Origin of the sequence: Pseudomonas chlororaphis subsp. aurantiaca, from assembly GCF_013466605.1 — a bacterium.
In the GTDB taxonomy this organism is placed as follows: domain Bacteria; phylum Pseudomonadota; class Gammaproteobacteria; order Pseudomonadales; family Pseudomonadaceae; genus Aquipseudomonas; species Aquipseudomonas chlororaphis_I.
The window spans coordinates 91,522-109,720 of the sequence record NZ_CP059162.1 but is presented as its reverse complement, the minus strand read 5'-3'; the positions used below and the strand labels follow the sequence as shown (position 1 = coordinate 109,720).

Below are 18,199 nucleotides of genomic sequence, written 5' to 3'. Positions count from 1 at the left end.
CATGGAAACCCGAGCCCATCATGTACTGATCGGCCTGTTCACCGTGATTGTGGTGGTCGGCGCCCTGCTGTTCGGCCTGTGGCTGGCCAAGTCCAGCGTCGACACGGAGTTCAAGGACTACGAGATCATCTTCAACGAGGCCGTCAGCGGCCTGTCCAAAGGCAGCGCCGTGCAGTACAGCGGGATCAAGGTCGGCGATGTGGTCAGCCTGCGCCTGGACCCGAACGATCCGCGCCGGGTCCTGGCGCGGATCCGCCTGAGCGGCGAAACCCCGATCAAGGAAGACACCCAGGCCAAACTGACCCTGACCGGCATCACCGGGACTTCGATCATCCAGCTCAGTGGCGGTACTCCACAAAGCCAGCCGCTTCTGGGCAAGGACGGCAAACTGCCGGTGATCGTCGCTTCGCCATCGCCGATCGCCCGCCTGCTGAACAACAGCGAAGACCTGATGACCAGCGTCAACCTGCTGCTGCACAACGCCAACGGCATGTTCTCGCCAGAGAACGTCGAGCGTATCGGCAACACCCTCGAACACCTGGAACAGACCACCGGGGCCATCGCCGAACAGCGCGGCGACGTGCGCCTGGCCATGCAGCAACTGGCGTCCATCGGCAAGCAGGCCAGCGCCACCCTGGAACAGACCACCGCGCTGATGCGCAACGCCAACGGCCTGCTCAACGAGCAGGGCAAGCAGATGTTCGGCAGCGCCGAGCTGGCCATGCAATCGCTGCAACAGAGCAGCGCCACCATCAACAAACTGCTGACCGACAACCAGGACTCGCTGAACAACGGCATCCAGGGCCTCAATGGCCTGGCGCCGGCGGTGCGCGAGCTGCGCGACACCCTGAGCTCGCTGCGGGCCATTTCGCGTCGCCTGGAAGCCAACCCCAGCGGCTACCTGCTGGGCAGTGACAAGAACAAGGAGTTCACGCCATGAAGCGTGCCTATCGCCCATTCGGCCGGCTGGCCCTGGCCGCCGGCTTCGCCTTGAGCGGCGCCTGCTCGATCCTGCCCCAGGCCGACCCGGTGGATATCTATCGCCTGCCCACGGCCCAGGGCGCCGCAGCCCAGCCTCAGGGCCACGCACAGCCCTGGTCCCTGCGCCTGACCAAACCCCTGGCGAGCGACGCCTTGAACAGCGCGAGAATCGCTGTGATCCCCCAGGGCGATGTGATCAGCAGCTACAAGGACGCGCGCTGGAGCGATCCGGCGCCGGTGCTGCTGCGCAATCGGCTGCTGGACGGATTCCTCGCCGACGGTCGGGTGCAACTGCTGGGCACCGACGACAGCGATGTGCAGACCGATCTCGAACTGGGCGGCAACCTGCAGGCATTCCAGAGCGAATACCAGGGCAAGGCCGTGGCGGTGGTGATCCGCCTGGATGCGCGCCTGGTGCGCGGCTACGACCAGAAGATCCTGGCCAGCCAGCGCTTCGAAGTGCGCCAGCCGCTGAGCGACACCAAGGTGCCGGCGGTGGTCGCCGGATTTGGCCAGGCGGGGGATGCCCTGAACCGGCAGGTGGTGGAGTGGACGGTGAAGCAGGGCAGCCAGCTGGTCAGGCGCTGACGGCCTGATCGAGGGCAGGCCTCGCTCCTAGGGATTTTTATCGTCCTCGCAGGAGCAGGGCCTGGCCGCGAATCGATCCGCGCCTTAACCGAAGAACCAGTAGCACACCGCAATCGCCGCCACCACGCCGGCCAGCTCGGCCAGCAGGGCGCAGCCGACGGCATGGCGCGCGCGCTGGATGCCGACCGAACCGAAGTACACCGCCAGCACGTAGAAGGTGGTCTCGGTACTGCCCTGGATAGTCGCCGCGGCCAGCGCCGGAAAACTGTCCACGCCTTGGGTCTGCATGGTTTCGATCAGCATCGCCCGCGCGGCACTGCCAGAGAATGGCTTGACCAGAGCCGTCGGCAGGGCATCGACGAAACGCGTGTCCCAGCCAGCCCATTCAACCAGATGCCGAATGCCGTCCAGGCCGAAGTCCAGGGCGCCGGAGGCACGCAATACGCCTACCGCGCAGAGCATGGCCACCAGATACGGCAGCAGGTTCTTGGCGACGTCGAAACCTTCCTTGGCGCCCTCGACGAAGGCCTCGTAGACCTTGACCTTGCGTAACGCGCCAATCACCAGGAACAGCATGATCAGGCCGAACAACGTCAGGTTGCCCAGGATCGAGGACAGCGACGCCAGCGCGGTGGCCGACAGGGTAGCCAGCAGGGCCATGAAGCCGCCCAGGGCCAGGGCGCCGGGAATCAGGTAGGCCAGTACCACCGGGTCCCACAGGCGCAGGCGCTGCATCACCGCGACCGACAGCAGGCCGACCAGGGTCGAGGCGCTGGTGGCCAGCAGGATCGGCAGGAACACCAGGGTCGGGTCGGCGGCGCCCTGCTGGGCGCGGTACATGAAGATGGTCACCGGCAGCAGGGTCAGGGACGAGGCGTTCAGCACCAGGAACAGGATCTGCGCGTTGCTCGCCGTGGTCTCGCTGGGGTTGAGGTCCTGCAGGGCGCGCATGGCCTTGAGGCCGATCGGCGTGGCGGCGTTGTCCAGCCCCAGGCCGTTGGCCGCGAAGTTCAGGGTGATCAGGCCGATGGCCGGGTGCCCTGGCGGCACGTCCGGCATCAGGCGAGTGAACAGCGGGCCCAGGGCCTTGGCCAGCCAGTCGACGATCCCGGCCTTTTCGGCGATCCGCAAAAAGCCCAGCCACAGGGTCAGGGTGCCGAACAGCAGCACCATCACTTCCACCGACAGCTTGGCCATGGCGAAGATGCTTTCCACCATCGCCGAGAAGATCCCGGCGTTACCGCCAACCAGCCACTGCGCCAGCGCTGAAACGGCCGCCACGATGAAGAAGCCAAGCCACAGGCCATTGAGCATCAGTTATTCCCCCAGAAGATGCGGCGAATGATAGCGGGGCGGACAGAAACGACAAACCCCGGATTGACCGGGGTTTGTCGATGATGACAGAGCAGAACATTGGTAGCCGCTGCCGCAGGCTGCGCTCGCCTGCGCAGGAGGCGCCGCGGTCCGGATCGCGAAGTTCCTTCGGAACTTATCGCAGCCTTCGGCAGCGGCTACAGGTATCAGCCTTTGGTGACTTCACCAGCCGGCAGCGGCTCCTTGCTGCGCCAGTGCGGCAAGGAGTTCCAGTAGCGCTGGCCCTTGGCGTCGTCGTACATGCCTTCCCAACGAGCGATGACCAGTACCGCCAGGGCGTTGCCGATCACGTTCAGGGCAGTACGGGCCATGTCCATGATGCGGTCGACACCGGCGATGAAGGCCAGGCCTTCCAGCGGAATGCCCACGCTGCCCAGGGTCGCCAGCAGGACCACGAAGGACACGCCCGGCACGCCGGCGATGCCTTTGGAGGTGACCATCAGGGTCAGGACCAGCAGCAGTTGCTGGCTGATCGACAGGTCGATGCCGTACAGCTGGGCGATGAAGATCGCCGCGATGCTCTGGTACAGGGTCGAACCGTCGAGGTTGAATGAGTAACCGGTCGGCACCACGAAGCTGCAGATGGCTTTCGGCGCACCGTAGGCTTCCATCTTCTCGATCACCCGCGGCAGCACGGTTTCCGAGCTGGCGGTGGAGTAGGCCAGCACCAGCTCATCCTTGAAGATGCGCATCAGCTTGATCACCGAGAAGCCGAACAGGCGAGCGATCAGGCCCAGGACCACGAAGGCGAAGAAAGCGATGGCCACGTAAACCAGGATCACCAGCTTGGCCAGCGGCAGCAGGGAGGCGAAACCGAAGTTGGCCACGGTCACCGCGATCAGGGCGAATACGCCGATCGGGGCGTAGTTCATGATCATGTGGGTGACTTTGAACATGCTTTCCGAGACGCCCTGGAACATCTTCACCAGCGGCTCGCGCAGGTCGGCCTGCAGGCTCGACAGACCGAGGCCGAACAGCACCGAGAAGAAGATGATCGGCAGCATCTCGCCGCGGGCCATGGCCGCGAAGATGTTCGATGGGATCAGGTTGAGGATGGTTTCGATGAACGCGTGTTCATGCTGTACCTCGGCGGCGGTCGCCTGGTACTTGGAAATATCCACGGTACCCAGGGTGCTCATGTCGATGCCGGCGCCCGGGTGGAACACGTTGGCCAGCACCAGGCCGACCAGGATCGCGATGGTGGTGACGATTTCGAAGTAGATGATGGTCTTCAGGCCGATACGCCCGAGTTTCTTCGCATCGCCCACGCCGGCGATACCGACGATCAGCGAGGAGATCACGATCGGGATCACGATCATCTTGATCAAGCGGATAAAGATATCGCCCGCAGGTTGCAGGACGTTGCTGATCCACCAGGCTTTTTCGGCACTGAAATGGTTGAGCAGCGCACCAATTGCAATCCCCAGCACCAGACCGATGAGGATCTGCCAGGCGAGGCTTAGTTTTGCCTTCTTCATATCATTACCCTTACTTCAGTTGGACTCGGGCTGATGCGCGAACTGGAACGCTCAATGGCGGAAAAGTCTGTGCATCGGCCCCCGTATAAGGTCACCCCGAGCGAGCATTTACGGCTCTCTGCAGGCGAAAAAAGGCGCAACTATTCCGACGCAAGGGGGGCGCGTCTAATGCCGTAAACGCCTACCCTATGTCGAATCGGCATGAGTTTTTCTAAACGAAACGGGCGTCCCAACCGGTTCGAATGCGACATTTCGGCCTGGCCATCTACCGTGAAACGGCCATTTCAGGCGGCATTCAGCGCTTTTGGGCGGGCTCGGAATGACCCTTGAAAGAAGGGAAAGTTCTTACGTTAGAACCAGAAATCTCATCTGGAAAAAGCCAAAAGTTTCTCGATGTACGGTCGCAAAGAAACACCGTGAAACGGTTAGGCCAGGCAATTCGGAATATTTGTCGCGAATCCCTGCCTGAAAAGGCAGGCACCGCTCCGCGACAAAGGTTTGTGGCATTCAAACACGACGCAAGTCATCAAGCCTGAACGGCTTGCGAGCTTGCGCCGCAGTTTTCCCTGACCCGGCCCTCGCGGAGGCACTCCCTGTACCCCTAGGTCACTCCGATCCGGTTTCGATCAGAACGTCCCGGCCCCCTGGTCATGCGCTGCCCTTCCTCGGGGCGGTGCAACGGAAAGCAAGGCCCGCTGGGCACTCGCTTTCCATGATCGAACCTTTCGAACCGCCAACTCAGTACCAGTTCGGGTCCTTTTTCAGCTGTTCCCTGAGCAAGCCCTGCATGCCAGCGTCCGGCTTGCCGAGAAAACGGTATTCGGCATGGCGGGTCGGCGATTTGTCCGCGGGCAGGCCCGCCGGCACTTCGACCAACATGGCGTAGGCGTGTTTCTTGTCGAAACTGAACGCCACGATCAGGCGCTGGTTGCGACAGGTATCGGGGGTTTCGCAAAGCGGACCGACCAGGTACTGGTCACCGTCTTCTTCCAGCGCATTCATCTGCTGCGCATCACCGGACAGGTTCATCACCCATTCCGGCAGGCGCTCTTCCTTTTCGACGACTTCCTGCCAGGTTTCACGGTATTGCGGGTCACTGTTCAACAACTCGTTGACTCGGGTCTGACCGTCGTTGGCCGCCATCGCCGTGATCGCGCCGCCCAGCACCAGGGCGGCGGCCAATGCTTTCAAAGACACGCTCATGTTCAACCTCGACCACGACGGCCAAAGAAGAAGGAAACAATGAACATCACCAGGAAAACGACAAAGAGAATCTTGGCGATACCCGTGGCGGTGCCCGCGATACCACCAAAGCCCAGTACCGCGGCGATGATGGCAATGATCAGGAATGTGATTGCCCAGCTCAACATGGTCATTCTCCTTACGCTTCTATTTAGAGGTACTGCTTAGCCGGCCCGCAGTTGCGTACCGGCTGTCCTGCCTAGAACACCCAGCGCTCCTGATAAGCCGTGTCGGCGGCAGGCTGAGCCTGCTCGACGTCCATCAGATGCAGCGGGGCGGAATCGGCAAACCGAGTGCTGACTGCACTGAAGTGGGTTTGAGTGGTGTGATAAACCGGCAACCTCACAGCCTCTTGCTGTTGGCTCTGCTCCCAACGTGAAAACTGCTGACCACCAATCAAGGTCACCAGCAATGCCAGGATGGCGAGCAGTCCCTGCTGCAGGTGCAGGGGCGAAACAAACAATGGGGCGAGACGTTGGCATTTCATCCGGAAGCTCCTCCCATGCGGGTCATTGTTCTCAAGCGCTTGTTGCTGCGCCTGCGGCTTGTTCAGCCGAGCCTGATCAGGTTGTTGCAGCCTGCATGCCAGCTTTCACGATTGAAATAAATTCAATAAAAACAACGGCTTGATATCAAACAGAGAGATTTCCGATACGCCATCCTGCACGATGCCACCCTGGATACCGTGCGAATTGCACGATTGGACTGATACTTAAGGAAAAAAACGCGGCTGAAAACGCATGGAGTACAGTGACGAAATCGGGAAAGAATTCCGGCAAAGTCCTAAAATCAATAAAAAACCTATTATTTTCAATCGATTAGCAATACACCCCGGAGATAGCTAACCTGCACGCCTGGGAACCGATGAGAATTAACCATGCAACTTGCCCGATTTTTCCGGGACTAAATAAGATCACTCACTTCAGGAGCCTCGGACATGGAATCAGCACCGGAAAATCAAGGCCGCATTCTTCTGGTAGATGATGAGTCCGCAATCCTGCGTACCTTCCGTTATTGCCTGGAAGACGAGGGCTATACCGTTGCCACGGCCAATAGCGCCGCTCAGGCCGAGGCCTTGCTGCAACGCCAGGTGTTCGATCTGTGTTTCCTCGACCTGCGCCTGGGCGAGGACAACGGCCTGGACGTGCTGGCCCAGATGCGCATCCAGGCCCCCTGGATGCGGGTGGTGATAGTCACCGCCCATTCGGCCGTCGATACTGCGGTAGACGCGATCCAGGCCGGCGCCGCCGACTATCTGGTCAAGCCCTGCAGCCCCGACCAACTGCGCCTGGCAACCGCCAAGCAGCTGGAAGTCCGCCAGCTCTCGGCACGCCTGGAGGCCCTCGAAGGCGAAGTGCGCAAACCCAAGGACGGCCTGGACTCCCACAGTCCGGCGATGAAAGTGGTGCTGGAAACCGCCCGCCAGGTCGCCGGCACCGACGCCAACATCCTGATCCTCGGCGAATCCGGCACCGGCAAGGGTGAACTGGCCCGGGCCATTCACGGCTGGAGCAAGCGCGCCAAGAAATCCTGCGTCACCATCAACTGCCCGTCGCTGAACGCCGAGCTGATGGAGAGCGAGTTGTTCGGTCACAGCCGCGGAGCCTTCACCGGCGCCAGCGAAAGCACCCTTGGCCGGGTCAACCAGGCTGACGGCGGCACGCTGTTCCTCGACGAAATAGGCGACTTCCCGCTGACCCTGCAACCCAAGTTGCTGCGGTTCATCCAGGACAAGGAATACGAACGGGTCGGCGACCCGGTGACCCGCCGCGCCGACGTGCGCATCCTCGCCGCGACCAACCTCAACCTCGAGGACATGGTGCGCGACGGGCGCTTCCGTGAAGACCTGCTGTACCGCCTGAACGTGATCACCCTGCACCTGCCGCCGCTACGCGAACGCAGCGAAGACATCCTGACCCTGGCCGACCGCTTTCTCGCGCGCTTCGTCAAGGAATACGCCCGTCCCGCCCGAGGCTTCAGCGACGAGGCCCGCGAAGCGCTGCTCAACTACCGCTGGCCGGGCAATATCCGCGAGCTGCGCAACGTGGTGGAACGCGCCAGCATCATCTGCCCCCAGGAGAAGGTGGAGATCAGCCACCTGGGCATGGCCGAGCAACCCACCAACAACACCCCACGCATCGGTGCCGCCTTGAGCCTGGACGAGCTGGAGAAAGCCCATATCGGCGCCGTGCTGGCCACCAGCGATACCCTCGACCAGGCCGCCAAGACGCTTGGCATCGACGCCTCGACGCTGTACCGCAAACGCAAACAGTACAACCTGTGAGCCGCACCTCATGAAGTTAGCGATGAAACTGCGCACGAGACTGTTTCTGAGCATCTCGGCGCTGATCACCGTGGCGCTGCTCGGCCTGCTGCTCGGGCTGGTCAGCGTGATGCAGATGGCCAAGACCCAGGAAGCGCTGATCCGCAATAACTTCATCACCCTGGACCTGGGGCTCAAGCTGCGGCAGAGCCTGGGCGACCAGCTGATCATCATGCTCAACCACAACCCCGACCGGGCGGCGCTGGACGACTCCAGGCAGGAATACCTGGCCCTGCTCGAGCAGGGCATCGAGCATGAACGGCAAAACAATGTGCGCAACGGCTTCACCCAGGCACGCGACGACTATCAGCGTTTCTTCGAAGCCTTCGAGCATGCCGGCGGGACCTCGGCAGGGGTCAATGGTAATACGGAGCTGACCCACCGCTTCAATACCCTGCGCAATGGCTTGATCAGCGAGCACCAGCAGGCCCTGGACAACATCAATGACATCGAACACCAGGGCCGCAATCGCGCCTTGCTGATCGCCGGCCTGCTCGGTCTGGTCGGGCTGGCCGTGCTGATCATCGGCTTCATCACCGCCCACGGCATCGCCCGGCGCTTTGGCGGGCCCATCGAAGCCCTGGCCAAGGCCGCCGACAATATCGGCCAGGGCAACTTCGACGTGACCCTGCCCCTGTCTTCGGCAGCCGAGATGAACCTGCTGACCCGGCGCTTCGGGATCATGGCCCAAGCCCTGCGCGAGCATCAGGCCACCAATGTCCATGAACTGCTCGCCGGCCAGCAGCGCCTGCAATCGGTGCTCGACAGCATCGACGACGGCTTGCTGATGATCGACCGCCAGGGTCACCTGGAACACCTCAACCCGGTGGCGCAACGTCAGCTGGGCTGGGACGAGGAACGCCTTGGACAAGGGCTGGGCAGCGCCCTGCAGCGACCAGAGCTGGACGAGCAGCTGCAACTGGTGCTGCGCGGCGGCACTCTGGAACGGGCGCCAGAAGACCTCAGCATCGAGGTCGACGGCGAATCGCGCCTGCTGACGTACAGCCTGACGCCGGTCAGTCATCCCCAGGGGCATATCCTCGGCGCGGTGATGGTGCTGCACGATGTCACCGAGCAGCGGGCCTTCGAGCGCGTGCGCAGCGAGTTCGTATTGCGTGCCTCCCATGAATTGCGCACCCCGGTCACCGGCATGCACATGGCGTTCGGCCTGTTGCAGGAACGCCTGCGCTTCCCTGAGGACTCCCGCGAAGCCGACCTGCTGAACACCGTCAACGAAGAAATGCAGCGGCTGATGCAGCTGATCAACGACCTGCTGAACTTCTCGCGCTATCAGAACGGCCTGCAGAAACTCACCCTGGCACCCTGTTCCCTCGAAGAGTTGCTGGAGCAGGCGCGCAACCGCTTCGTCGGCGCTGCCACGGCGCAGGGCATCGAGCTGCTGGTAGAGCTGCAGGAGCCGCTGCCGCGGCTGCATGCCGACCGCATGCAACTGGAACGAGTGCTGGACAACCTGATCGACAATGCCCTGCGGCATACCGCCAAAGGCGGCTTGATCCGCTTGCAGGCGCGCCGGCATGGCGAGCGGGTGATCATCAGCGTCGAAGACAACGGCGAAGGCATCGCCTACGGGCAGCAGGGGCGGATTTTCGAACCCTTCGTCCAGGTCGGGCGCAAGAAAGGAGGGGCCGGCCTGGGCCTGGCGCTGTGCAAGGAAATCGTGCAACTGCACGGCGGGCGCATGGGCGTCTATTCGCGGCCCGGGCAGGGGACCCAGTTCTATCTGGCCTTGCCTCTTTAGGGGCTAGACCTCGTCGTCCAGACGCCGCGAACCCAGGCGGCGTCCGCGGGTAATCAGGTCGATGAACTGCACTGCGCTCAGCGCATGGGCAAACAGCCAGCCCTGGCCAAAACGCACGCCCTCGCTGCTCAGCAGCAACGCCTGATCCTCGAACTCGATACCCTCGGCAATCACCTTGAGCTCCAGGGCATGGGCCATGCGAATGATATGCGGGGCGACGCCGCTGCTGGCGGCGTCATGCCCCAGGGCATCGATGAATGCCTTGTCGATCTTCAGGTAATCCACCGGCAGGGTCTGCAGGTAGGCCAGGCTGCAATACCCCGTGCCGAAGTCGTCGATCAGCACCTGATGGCCAACGTCCCGCAAGGCTTGCAGGTTATGCCGGGCGACCACCACATCGATCAGCCCGCGCTCGGTGACTTCGAAGGCGATCTGCCGCGCCGCCACCCGATGCAGCGCCAGCAGGCGCGCCATCACCTTGCCGATCCGCGGCACCATGACATCGCAGGCCGCCAGGTTGACCGAGATGTACAGCTGCGGGTTGGCCCGCAACAGATGCCCCAACTGCTCGAGCAGGCGTTGCAGGACAAAGTCGGTGATGGGGCGGATCTGTCCGGTGTTCTCCGCCATGGGAATGAACAGCTCCGGGCTGGTCAGGGTGCCGTCCGGACGGCGCCAGCGCAGCAAGGCCTCGGCGCCGACACACTGGCGCGTTCGTAGATCGAAGATGGGTTGATACAACACCTGCAGCTCGCCACGGCGCAGCGCCCCTTGCAATTCGGCGCCCAGGGACTGGCGCTGCCCGGCCAGTTGAAAGGCCAGGCCGCCGATAAAGACCGCCAGCGCCAGGCTGCTGGGCAGCAGCCACCACCACCCCTCGAACATTTCTCGCTGCATGTTGGTGCGGGGGCTGACGAGTACCAGCTGATACTCCGGATTGCGGGTGGGCATCCGATAGATCAACTGCTCCTGGGTCACCAGCAACGGGCTGCGTCCCGCGGGCGGCCACGGCTCGGTCGGCGGCCAGTCCAGTGCCGGCCCCAGCACCGGGATGGCCCGCAAGCCATGGTCGAGAACCACCATCAGGCTGCTGTTGGCGGGCAGATCGACCATATCGGTCAGATGCCCGCGAGACGTCGCCACGCGAAAGTTGCCACGCCCGAGCATCAGCGCCGCGCGGTTTTCATTGGGTTCGGCGGAAGTGTTCAGCCAGTAGCTGTAGGTCGGGCCGCGGATATCCGGCGGCCGCATCACGGCCAGGTTGTCCTGGCGTGGCCAGTTGGTGCAGGCCTGGGCAGCATCGATGTAGGCCGCTTCATAAATGAAGCGATAACTGAAGCTGATCTGCTGCAGGGTCGCGACCATCTCGGGGCTGCATTCGCGCAGGGGCTGCGCCTCGAGCACGTCCAGGCCTTCGCGCAACTGGCCGAACAGTTGCTCCAGGCGCTCGAGAAAACGCTCGCCCTGGGCATTCATCTGCTCGCTTTCGCGCAGTTGCGCCTCGTGCATCGCAATGCCCAGGCTCACCGCCAGCAGCAAGGCCGCACTCAATACAGCCGCGCACGTCGCCAACAGCCAGGGGCGATAGAACCAACTGCGCAGGGGTTCGCGAGCGGCCAGCATCATTGGATATCCGAGGGTTACCAATGAGTTATAGCTACTGATTGAGAAAAAGCCCTGACCGTCGGGCGGGCGTCATTATTTTGTCTGGTTGAGAACCTGCAGGATCGCAGCGCTTTGCGCATCCGGCTGGCCGTCGAAACGCGACGGCCGGTAATGCATCTGGAACGCGGCCAGCACGTGACGGGTCGCCACATCCAGTTCGCCGGTCTGCGGCGTCTCATAACCAAGACGCGCCAGGCCTTGCTGGAACCAGGCGATGCTCGGCAACTGTGCGGCAAAGAACGCCTCCTGGCGCGCCACCGCCTGGGCGTTCGGCCACCGGCCCAACCCGGCTTCGGCCAGACGCTTCCAGGGGAACAGCGGGCCCGGGTCGAGCTTGCGCAGGGGGGCGATATCGCTGTGGCCGATGATGTGTTGTGGCGCGATGTTGTTGCGCTTGCTGATGTCCTTGAGCAGCACGATCAGGCTCTGGATCTGCGCTTCGCTGTAGGGGTACCAGACACGCCCGGTGGGCAGGTCGCGAAAGCCCGGGTTGACGATCTCGATCCCGATGGAGCTGGAGTTCAGCCAGGTACGGCCTTGCCACTGGCTCTCGCCGGCATGCCAGGCGCGGTACTGCTCGTCCACCAGCTTGTAGATGGTCGCCGCCTTGTCGTCGCCGATCAGGTAGTGGCTGCTGACCTGGCCATGGGTCAGCAGTTGCAGGGAGCGCTCCATCGAGGCCGAGGTGTAATGCACCACCACGAATTGCACCCGCTCATCGAAGTTGACCGAAGGGTGGCTGGTATCGAAACGCGGACCACTGGCGCAACCGGCCAGCAACAGAAGGGAGAAGGCGAGGGCAGGAACTTTCATGGTGGAAGCAGTACGCTGGAGAAAATAATGCAACAGTGTAACGTACTGCCTTTGCGGAAAACCGGCAAAAACACCGGTTTATACAAAATGGAACAAATTATGCGTCAGCCCAGTTCCACCCGGTTGCGCCCCGCCTCCTTGGCCCGATAGAGCGCCTGATCGGCTCTTTTGAGCACCAGATCGCTGCGTTCTCCCGGCTTGAAGGCACTCATGCCGATGGACATGGTGATGGTCACGCGCTCGCCCTTGAAGTGGAACGGACAGGCTTCGATAGCCGCCCGCAAGGTTTCCGCCAGGCGCGCCCCGATCGGCCATGTGGTATCGGGCATCAGCAGGACGAATTCCTCACCGCCGAAACGGGCGATGAAATCACTGCCGCGCAGGTGCTTGCGCAGCACGCCGGCAATGATCTTCAACACCTTGTCGCCGGCCAGGTGACCGTAGTTGTCGTTGATGCGCTTGAAGTGGTCGAGGTCGAGCATCGCCAGCAGCAAGGTGTTGCCATGCTGCTGCCACTGCGCCACTTCATGCTCCAGGCGCTCGCTCCAGGCCGCGCGATTGGGTAGGCCGGTGAGGGGGTCGATCAACGCTTTCTGCCGCTGTTCTTCCAGGTGTTCGCGGTATCCCTGGGCTTCCTGCTCCATGCTCGACACCCGCTCGGCCAGGCTTTGCAGGCGTGCCGCCACTTCCTTCTCGCGCTCGTCACGCTGCTTCTGGTGATGGTCCATGGTACCGAGCAGGCCTTCCAGGTGGCTTTCCAGGACCTGCTTGAGGTCGTCCAGATCCGCCGCCTCCTGAACGCTGCTTTGCAGGCCATCGACCTGCTCGCGAATCTGCGTGTCCATCTCCCGCGCCGCGGAACTGCTGTCGGCATGGCCTTCGCTGGCGGCCTGCAGGTTGCTCTGGAAGGATTCCAGGCGCTCGTTGAGCCGCTTGAGATAAGCCTCGAACTCATGCTGGCCGCTGTCGGTGATCGCCAGCATCAATACTGCCAGATCGTCGAGGATCGGCAGCAATTCGTACCAGTTCAATCCATGTTGCAAGCGATCGCGCATGGACTCGGCTTGCGGCCGGTGACGCTCGGGCAGGCTCAAGTCGTCCAGCAGGCCGAGCAGGGTATGTTCGATGTGCTTGGCCACCGAACTGTAGGACGGCTCCGGCGAGTCGGGCAGGGCGTACAGCACATCCTGCTCGGCCTGCTGCGGATCGACCGCCGCCAGCGCCTCGGCCATGGCCGCCGGCAACGGCAAGCGGTCAAGCAGCACAGGCGCCGGGGCCGCCTCGGCGGGTGCGACAACGATCAATTCGTCCGGGCTGGAGGGGCTGGCTTCGACAGCCAGAGGCTGCGCGGACGGCGGCGCTTCGACGGGTTCAGACGCGACTGGCAGCGGCGCTTCCTGCGAATCCGGCATCGGCGGTACAGGCTCGACGGCGATGGGTTTCTCCGACTCCAGCACCGGCGGCACAAAGGCCTCGACCTGGACAGCCGTGGTTACCTCGGACAGCGTTTGCGGCTGTGGCTCGACAGCAGCAAGCTTCTCGACCACAGGCGGGGACACCGGCGCCGAGGCTTCGGCCGGCCGTACGGGCGCGACTTCGACCCGAGGCGGGGGCGTTTCAACCGCAGCTCTTTCAGCCGTTGCCAGCGGCTGCTCCATAGTGGGGGCTGCCACCACCGCAGGCATCACATCCGCGGACGCTGCAGGCGCTTCGTCGGCGTCACGACCACCAAACAAGCGCTGCAGCAAACCTGGGCGGCTCGGCTCCGGGGGGCTTTCCAGCTGGCTAAGCGCCTTGCCTTGCAAGCCGCTCAGTTCGCCCAGCAACAGTGGGATTTCCCGGGCCTGCCCGACGCGACCATCCAGCTGCTTGGCGAAGTTTTTCAGCGGCCGACTCACCTCGCGGGGCAACGGCAGCTTCTGCAACTGGTTGACCAGAGAAGTCAGGGCCGTGCTCATTTGCTCGATGCGGGTCTCGCGACGCTGCTCGGAATCCAGCACGGCTTTTTCCAGGCGCGGCAACAGGGCCGCCAAGGCCGCGTCCATATCGTCGGTGCGCACCACCTCGCGCATTTCCTTCATGCACTGGTCGACGGCGCGATCAGTCCCTTCGGCCGCCAGCGTGCTGCGCACCAGGCCACGGCGAAGCAGATCGAGGCGGGCATTCCAGCGTCGCTCGAGTTTTTCCTGTTGTTCGATACTTTTGAGGTATTTCTCTTTCCAGCGCTGGGCGTCGTCGCTCATTCATGGGTTCCGCGAGGGGCAGGACTCAGCGCGGGCAATGCATCGGCCGTGAGCGAACCTGGCAGACGAATCTCTACCGCGACCGGCAGGTGATCGGAAATCGGTTGGGCCAGGACTTCGACCCGCTCCAGCGTCAGGCTGGGGCTGAGCAAAATATGATCAAGACAGCGTTGCGGGCGCCAGCTGGGGAACGTCGCTTCCAATTGCGGCGCCAGCAGACCGAGGTCGCGCAATGGCGAATGTTCCAGCAGATCGCTGGCATGGGTGTTCATGTCGCCCATCAGCACCTGGTGCTTGTAGCCGCCAATCATCTCGCGGATATAGGCCAGTTGCCGGGTGCGCGTACGGGCGCCCAGGGCCAGATGCATCATCACCACCACCAACGCTTCGGGACCATCGCCGAAGCGCAGAAGGATCGCCCCACGCCCCTTGGGGCCTGGCAGCGGATGATCTTCGATCCCCCAGGGGCGCAGGCGGCTGAGCACGCCATTGCTGTGCTGGGCCAGGCGACCGAGGTTGCGATTGAGCTGTTGGTACCAGTAGGGGAAGGCGCCGAGCTGAGCCAGGTGCTCGACCTGGTTGACGTAGCCCGAGCGCAGGCTGCCGCCATCGGCTTCCTGCAAGGCGACCAGATCGAAGTCGCCCAGCAGATCGCCGATCCGTTGCAGGTTGTCGGCGCGCCCGTTGTGCGGCAGCAGGTGCTGCCAGCCACGGGTCAGGTAATGCCGGTAGCGTTCGGTACTGATACCGACCTGAATATTGAAACTGAGCAGCCGCAGACGGCTGTCTGCCGGCAGGCCGGAGGACGCCACATGGTGCTCGTTGACCCGCGGATCATGCAGGCCAACGATGCGTTCCGTACCCCAACGTCGCATGGCAGGGGCTCGCTTACTTGGCCGCCCGCTCTTTGGCGATCAGCTGGTCGGCGACGCTCAGGGCGCCTTCAGGACCACCGGCGGTGCCCAGGTCGAAGCGGTACTTGCCGTTGACGACCATGGTCGGTACGCCGGAGATCTGATAGGCCTGGGCCTTCTTCTTCGCGTCCTCGACCTTGCCTTTGACGGCGAACGAGTTGTAGGTGCTCAGGAATTTGTCCTTGTCGACGCCTTCTCCGGCCAGGAACTCGGCCATTTCCTCTGGGGAAGCGAGTTTCTTGCCGCCATGGATGGCTTCGAATACGGCTTTGTGGACTTTGTGCTCGACACCCATGGCTTCCAGGGTGATGAACAGTTGGCCGTGAACGTTCCAGATACCGCCGAACATGGCAGGGATGCGTACGAAGTTGACGTCGGCCGGCAGTTTTTCAGCCCATGGGTTGATGGTCGGCTCGAAGGCGTAGCAGTGTGGGCAGCCATACCAGAACAGCTCGACCACTTCGATCTTGCCAGGCACCGCAACCGGAACGGCGCTGCTCAGCTCTACGTATTGTTTACCGGCTTCAAGGGGTTCGGCGGCTTGAGCGGTCATGCCAAACAGGCTGGCAGTGACGAGAGCGGCGCTGAGAATCAGATTACGCATGCTTTACTCCTGAACAAGTAAGGTCGCCTCGCGCGGCCTGTTCGCAGACAGGTCATGGCGGGGCTTGAGTTCGCTAGTGTAGCGGCAGACGCCATAAAAAAGGGCGGCCTGAGCCACCCTTTATGCTTTCATCGACAGATTAATCGATCATTAACGTTGCGCAAGATAGACCCTTTCGCAACATGATCGCCGGCCTCAGTGCAGACCCTGGACGTAGCTGGATACTGCTTCGATGTCCTTGTTGCTCAGCTTGGCGGCGATGCTGCGCATGATCATGGTGTCGCCGTCGTTGGTGCGGTTGCCTTCGCGGAAGTCGGTCAACTGCTTGGCTACGTACTGAGCGTGCTGGCCACTCAGGTGCGGGAAGCCGGCAGCGGCGTTACCCGTGCCATTTGGCGAGTGGCAACCGGTGCAGGAAGGCATGCCTTGATCCAGCTTGCCGCCACGGAACAATTCTTCACCGCGAGCCACGACTTTCGGGTCCGCCGCGCCGACGCTGCCTTTCTGGCTGGCGAAGTAGGCGGAGAGGTCGGCCAGGTCCTGATCGCTCAGGTTGGTCAGCAGGCCGGTCATTTCCAGCACCTGGCGCTTGCCGGACTTGATGTCGTGCAACTGCTTGTTCAGGTAACGCTCACCCTGACCCGCCAGCTTTGGAAAGTTAGGCGCCATGCTGTTCCCATCCGGACCATGGCAAGCGCCACATACGGCGGCTTTCGCCTGACCGGCAGCAGCGTCGCCTGCAGCATGGGCGACACCTGTGATGCCCAAGGTCAACAGCAGACTCACGAGTAATTTGTTCATCAGCTAATCCAACTACGGCTAAGGGTTAAGAGTTATGGACCGGGATCACTCGCTCATCCAAAGGATGATGGCTCGGTAATCCTCGGCACTGCAGTCCATGCACAAACCACGCGGCGGCATCGCCTTGAAACCCTGGGTCACGTGTTGCACCAGCGTCTCCATACCTTGCGCCAGCCTCGGCGCCCAAGCTTCCTGGTCCCCCTTGCGGGGAGCCGTTGGTAGTTGGCCGGAATGACAAGCCCCACAAACACGGTCGTACACAGCTTCCGGATCCTGTGTAGCCTGAGCGCTGTAAAGCGGTATCAGGACACCGGCAGCTAGCAGCCATTTCGTCATAAAACGACCTTTTCAGGGTTGAGAGCGTGCTGCGTTCTAATGCGCAATCAAGGTCTATCGCTCTCGTGAACTTCATCCTACGCTGGGACAAAGCGCACACAAAATCTGCGGCATTATATACTGGCGCTACTGAAACGGAAACGACACCGCTCGCCGCGTCCATTCTCGGCACCGCCCCTATCGGAAATCCCATGCAACTCAAAAATCCCATTCTTGGCCTGTGCCAACAGTCCACTTTCATGCTCAGCGCCGCCAAAGTCGATCAATGCCCCGACGACGAAGGCTTCGAAGTGGCCTTCGCCGGGCGTTCCAACGCCGGCAAATCCAGCGCCCTGAATACCCTGACCCATGCCAGCCTGGCACGCACCTCGAAAACCCCGGGCCGCACGCAGCTGTTGAACTTCTTCAAGCTAGACGACGATCGCCGTCTGGTCGACCTGCCGGGTTACGGTTACGCGAAAGTGCCGATCCCGCTCAAGCAACACTGGCAGCGTCACCTGGAAGCCTACCTGGGCAGCCGCGAGAGCCTGAAAGGGTTGATTCTGATGATGGACATCCGCCATCCGATGACCGACTTCGACCTGCTGATGCTCGACTGGGCCGTCGCCAGCGGCATGCCGATGCACATCCTGCTGACCAAGGCCGACAAACTGACCTACGGCGCGGCCAAGAACACCCTGCTCAAGGTGCAGTCGCAAATCCGTAAAGGCTGGGGCGACAACGTCACCATCCAACTGTTCTCGGCGCCAAAACGCATGGGCCTGGAAGAGGCCTACACTGTACTGGCGGGCTGGATGGAACTGGCGGACAAAGGCGCCGAAATCGAAGCCTGAAAGACATACGTAAAACTGCCTGATCGCGCCACAGGCAATTTTAGGGCAAAAAAAACCCCGGACTTCGTATGGGGAGGGGAAGTTCGGGGTCCAAGTTCCGGACCGCTAGGGCGGGGTCCAGATATCTGCCAACACTTAACACAACATAGGAGCATCGAAGGGCTTCACCAGCCATTCAGTTACTCTGAGTGGGCTTTCACGGATTAAGTTCCGGGAGCTTTCAAAAACTATTGGCAATAGTCGAT

General features: G+C 62.2%; 17 protein-coding genes. 5 read left to right on the top strand and 12 right to left on the bottom strand.

The window, feature by feature from the left end; genetic code table 11:
* Position 1: 1 nt before the first annotated feature.
* Positions 2-940 carry an MlaD family protein gene (locus H0I86_RS00525; protein ID WP_180923475.1) on the top strand — a complete coding sequence of 313 codons (939 nt, stop codon included), beginning with the start codon at positions 2-4 and terminating at the stop codon, positions 938-940.
* Positions 937-1,569, top strand: coding sequence for an ABC-type transport auxiliary lipoprotein family protein (locus H0I86_RS00520; RefSeq protein WP_180923474.1), 633 nt, complete (start codon positions 937-939; stop codon positions 1,567-1,569). Before H0I86_RS00525 ends, H0I86_RS00520 begins: the two co-directional genes overlap by 4 nt.
* A gap of 84 nt (positions 1,570-1,653) precedes the next feature.
* Here H0I86_RS00520 and H0I86_RS00515 read toward each other — a convergent pair whose 3' ends face one another.
* The 5 genes from H0I86_RS00515 to H0I86_RS00495 form a co-directional block, all read right to left on the bottom strand.
* A complete protein-coding gene (locus H0I86_RS00515) occupies positions 1,654-2,883 on the bottom strand; it encodes a spore maturation protein (RefSeq protein WP_009046290.1) in 1,230 nt (409 codons plus the stop codon).
* 206 nt (positions 2,884-3,089) lie between these two features.
* The gene (gene gltP / locus H0I86_RS00510) at positions 3,090-4,421 is read right to left on the bottom strand and encodes a glutamate/aspartate:proton symporter GltP (protein ID WP_007924276.1); all 1,332 of its coding nucleotides are present in this window, start codon (positions 4,419-4,421) and stop codon (positions 3,090-3,092) included.
* Positions 4,422-5,159: 738 nt separating this feature from the next.
* The gene (locus H0I86_RS00505) at positions 5,160-5,624 is read right to left on the bottom strand and encodes an inhibitor of vertebrate lysozyme family protein (RefSeq protein WP_180923473.1); all 465 of its coding nucleotides are present in this window, start codon (positions 5,622-5,624) and stop codon (positions 5,160-5,162) included.
* Between the two features lie 2 nt (positions 5,625-5,626).
* Complete coding sequence (locus H0I86_RS00500) at positions 5,627-5,791, bottom strand: DUF1328 domain-containing protein (protein WP_009041538.1); 165 nt, start codon at positions 5,789-5,791, stop codon at positions 5,627-5,629.
* Between the two features lie 71 nt (positions 5,792-5,862).
* Positions 5,863-6,150 (bottom strand): hypothetical protein, encoded by a 288-nt coding sequence (locus tag H0I86_RS00495; protein ID WP_180923472.1) that lies wholly within the window; start codon positions 6,148-6,150, stop codon positions 5,863-5,865.
* A gap of 450 nt (positions 6,151-6,600) precedes the next feature.
* On the opposite strand from H0I86_RS00495, the gene algB reads away from it, so the two are divergent.
* Both algB and H0I86_RS00485 read left to right on the top strand, forming a co-directional pair.
* On the top strand, positions 6,601-7,947 hold the full coding sequence (algB, locus tag H0I86_RS00490; RefSeq protein ID WP_009046287.1) for a sigma-54-dependent response regulator transcription factor AlgB: 1,347 nt from the start codon (positions 6,601-6,603) through the stop codon (positions 7,945-7,947).
* A 10-nt stretch (positions 7,948-7,957) separates the two neighbouring features.
* A complete protein-coding gene (locus H0I86_RS00485; protein WP_180923471.1) occupies positions 7,958-9,745 on the top strand; it encodes a KinB sensor domain-containing domain in 1,788 nt (595 codons plus the stop codon).
* A 3-nt stretch (positions 9,746-9,748) separates the two neighbouring features.
* On the opposite strand, the gene H0I86_RS00480 is transcribed toward H0I86_RS00485, so the two are convergent.
* The 7 genes from H0I86_RS00480 to H0I86_RS00450 all read right to left on the bottom strand — a co-directional run bounded on the left by H0I86_RS00480 (position 9,749) and on the right by H0I86_RS00450 (position 17,121).
* Positions 9,749-11,371, bottom strand: coding sequence for an EAL domain-containing protein (locus H0I86_RS00480; RefSeq protein WP_180923470.1), 1,623 nt, complete (start codon positions 11,369-11,371; stop codon positions 9,749-9,751).
* A 72-nt stretch (positions 11,372-11,443) separates the two neighbouring features.
* Positions 11,444-12,223, bottom strand: coding sequence for an N-acetylmuramoyl-L-alanine amidase (locus tag H0I86_RS00475; protein WP_180923469.1), 780 nt, complete (start codon positions 12,221-12,223; stop codon positions 11,444-11,446).
* A 104-nt stretch (positions 12,224-12,327) separates the two neighbouring features.
* A complete protein-coding gene (locus H0I86_RS00470) occupies positions 12,328-14,466 on the bottom strand; it encodes a GGDEF domain-containing protein (RefSeq protein ID WP_180923468.1) in 2,139 nt (712 codons plus the stop codon).
* Positions 14,463-15,341: an endonuclease/exonuclease/phosphatase family protein gene (locus H0I86_RS00465; RefSeq protein ID WP_180923467.1), complete on the bottom strand. Its 879-nt coding sequence runs from the start codon at positions 15,339-15,341 to the stop codon at positions 14,463-14,465. Before H0I86_RS00465 ends, H0I86_RS00470 begins: the two co-directional genes overlap by 4 nt.
* 13 nt (positions 15,342-15,354) lie before the next feature.
* Positions 15,355-15,984 (bottom strand): thiol:disulfide interchange protein DsbA/DsbL, encoded by a 630-nt coding sequence (locus tag H0I86_RS00460; protein WP_009041530.1) that lies wholly within the window; start codon positions 15,982-15,984, stop codon positions 15,355-15,357.
* Between the two features lie 195 nt (positions 15,985-16,179).
* Entirely contained in the window at positions 16,180-16,785 is a 606-nt protein-coding gene (locus H0I86_RS00455; RefSeq protein WP_180923466.1) for a c-type cytochrome, read from the bottom strand.
* 45 nt (positions 16,786-16,830) lie between these two features.
* The gene (locus H0I86_RS00450; protein ID WP_023967621.1) at positions 16,831-17,121 is read right to left on the bottom strand and encodes a c-type cytochrome; all 291 of its coding nucleotides are present in this window, start codon (positions 17,119-17,121) and stop codon (positions 16,831-16,833) included.
* A 191-nt stretch (positions 17,122-17,312) separates the two neighbouring features.
* On the opposite strand from H0I86_RS00450, the gene yihA reads away from it, so the two are divergent.
* Positions 17,313-17,954 (top strand): ribosome biogenesis GTP-binding protein YihA/YsxC, encoded by a 642-nt coding sequence (yihA, locus tag H0I86_RS00445; protein ID WP_023967622.1) that lies wholly within the window; start codon positions 17,313-17,315, stop codon positions 17,952-17,954.
* Positions 17,955-18,199 lie beyond the last annotated feature (245 nt).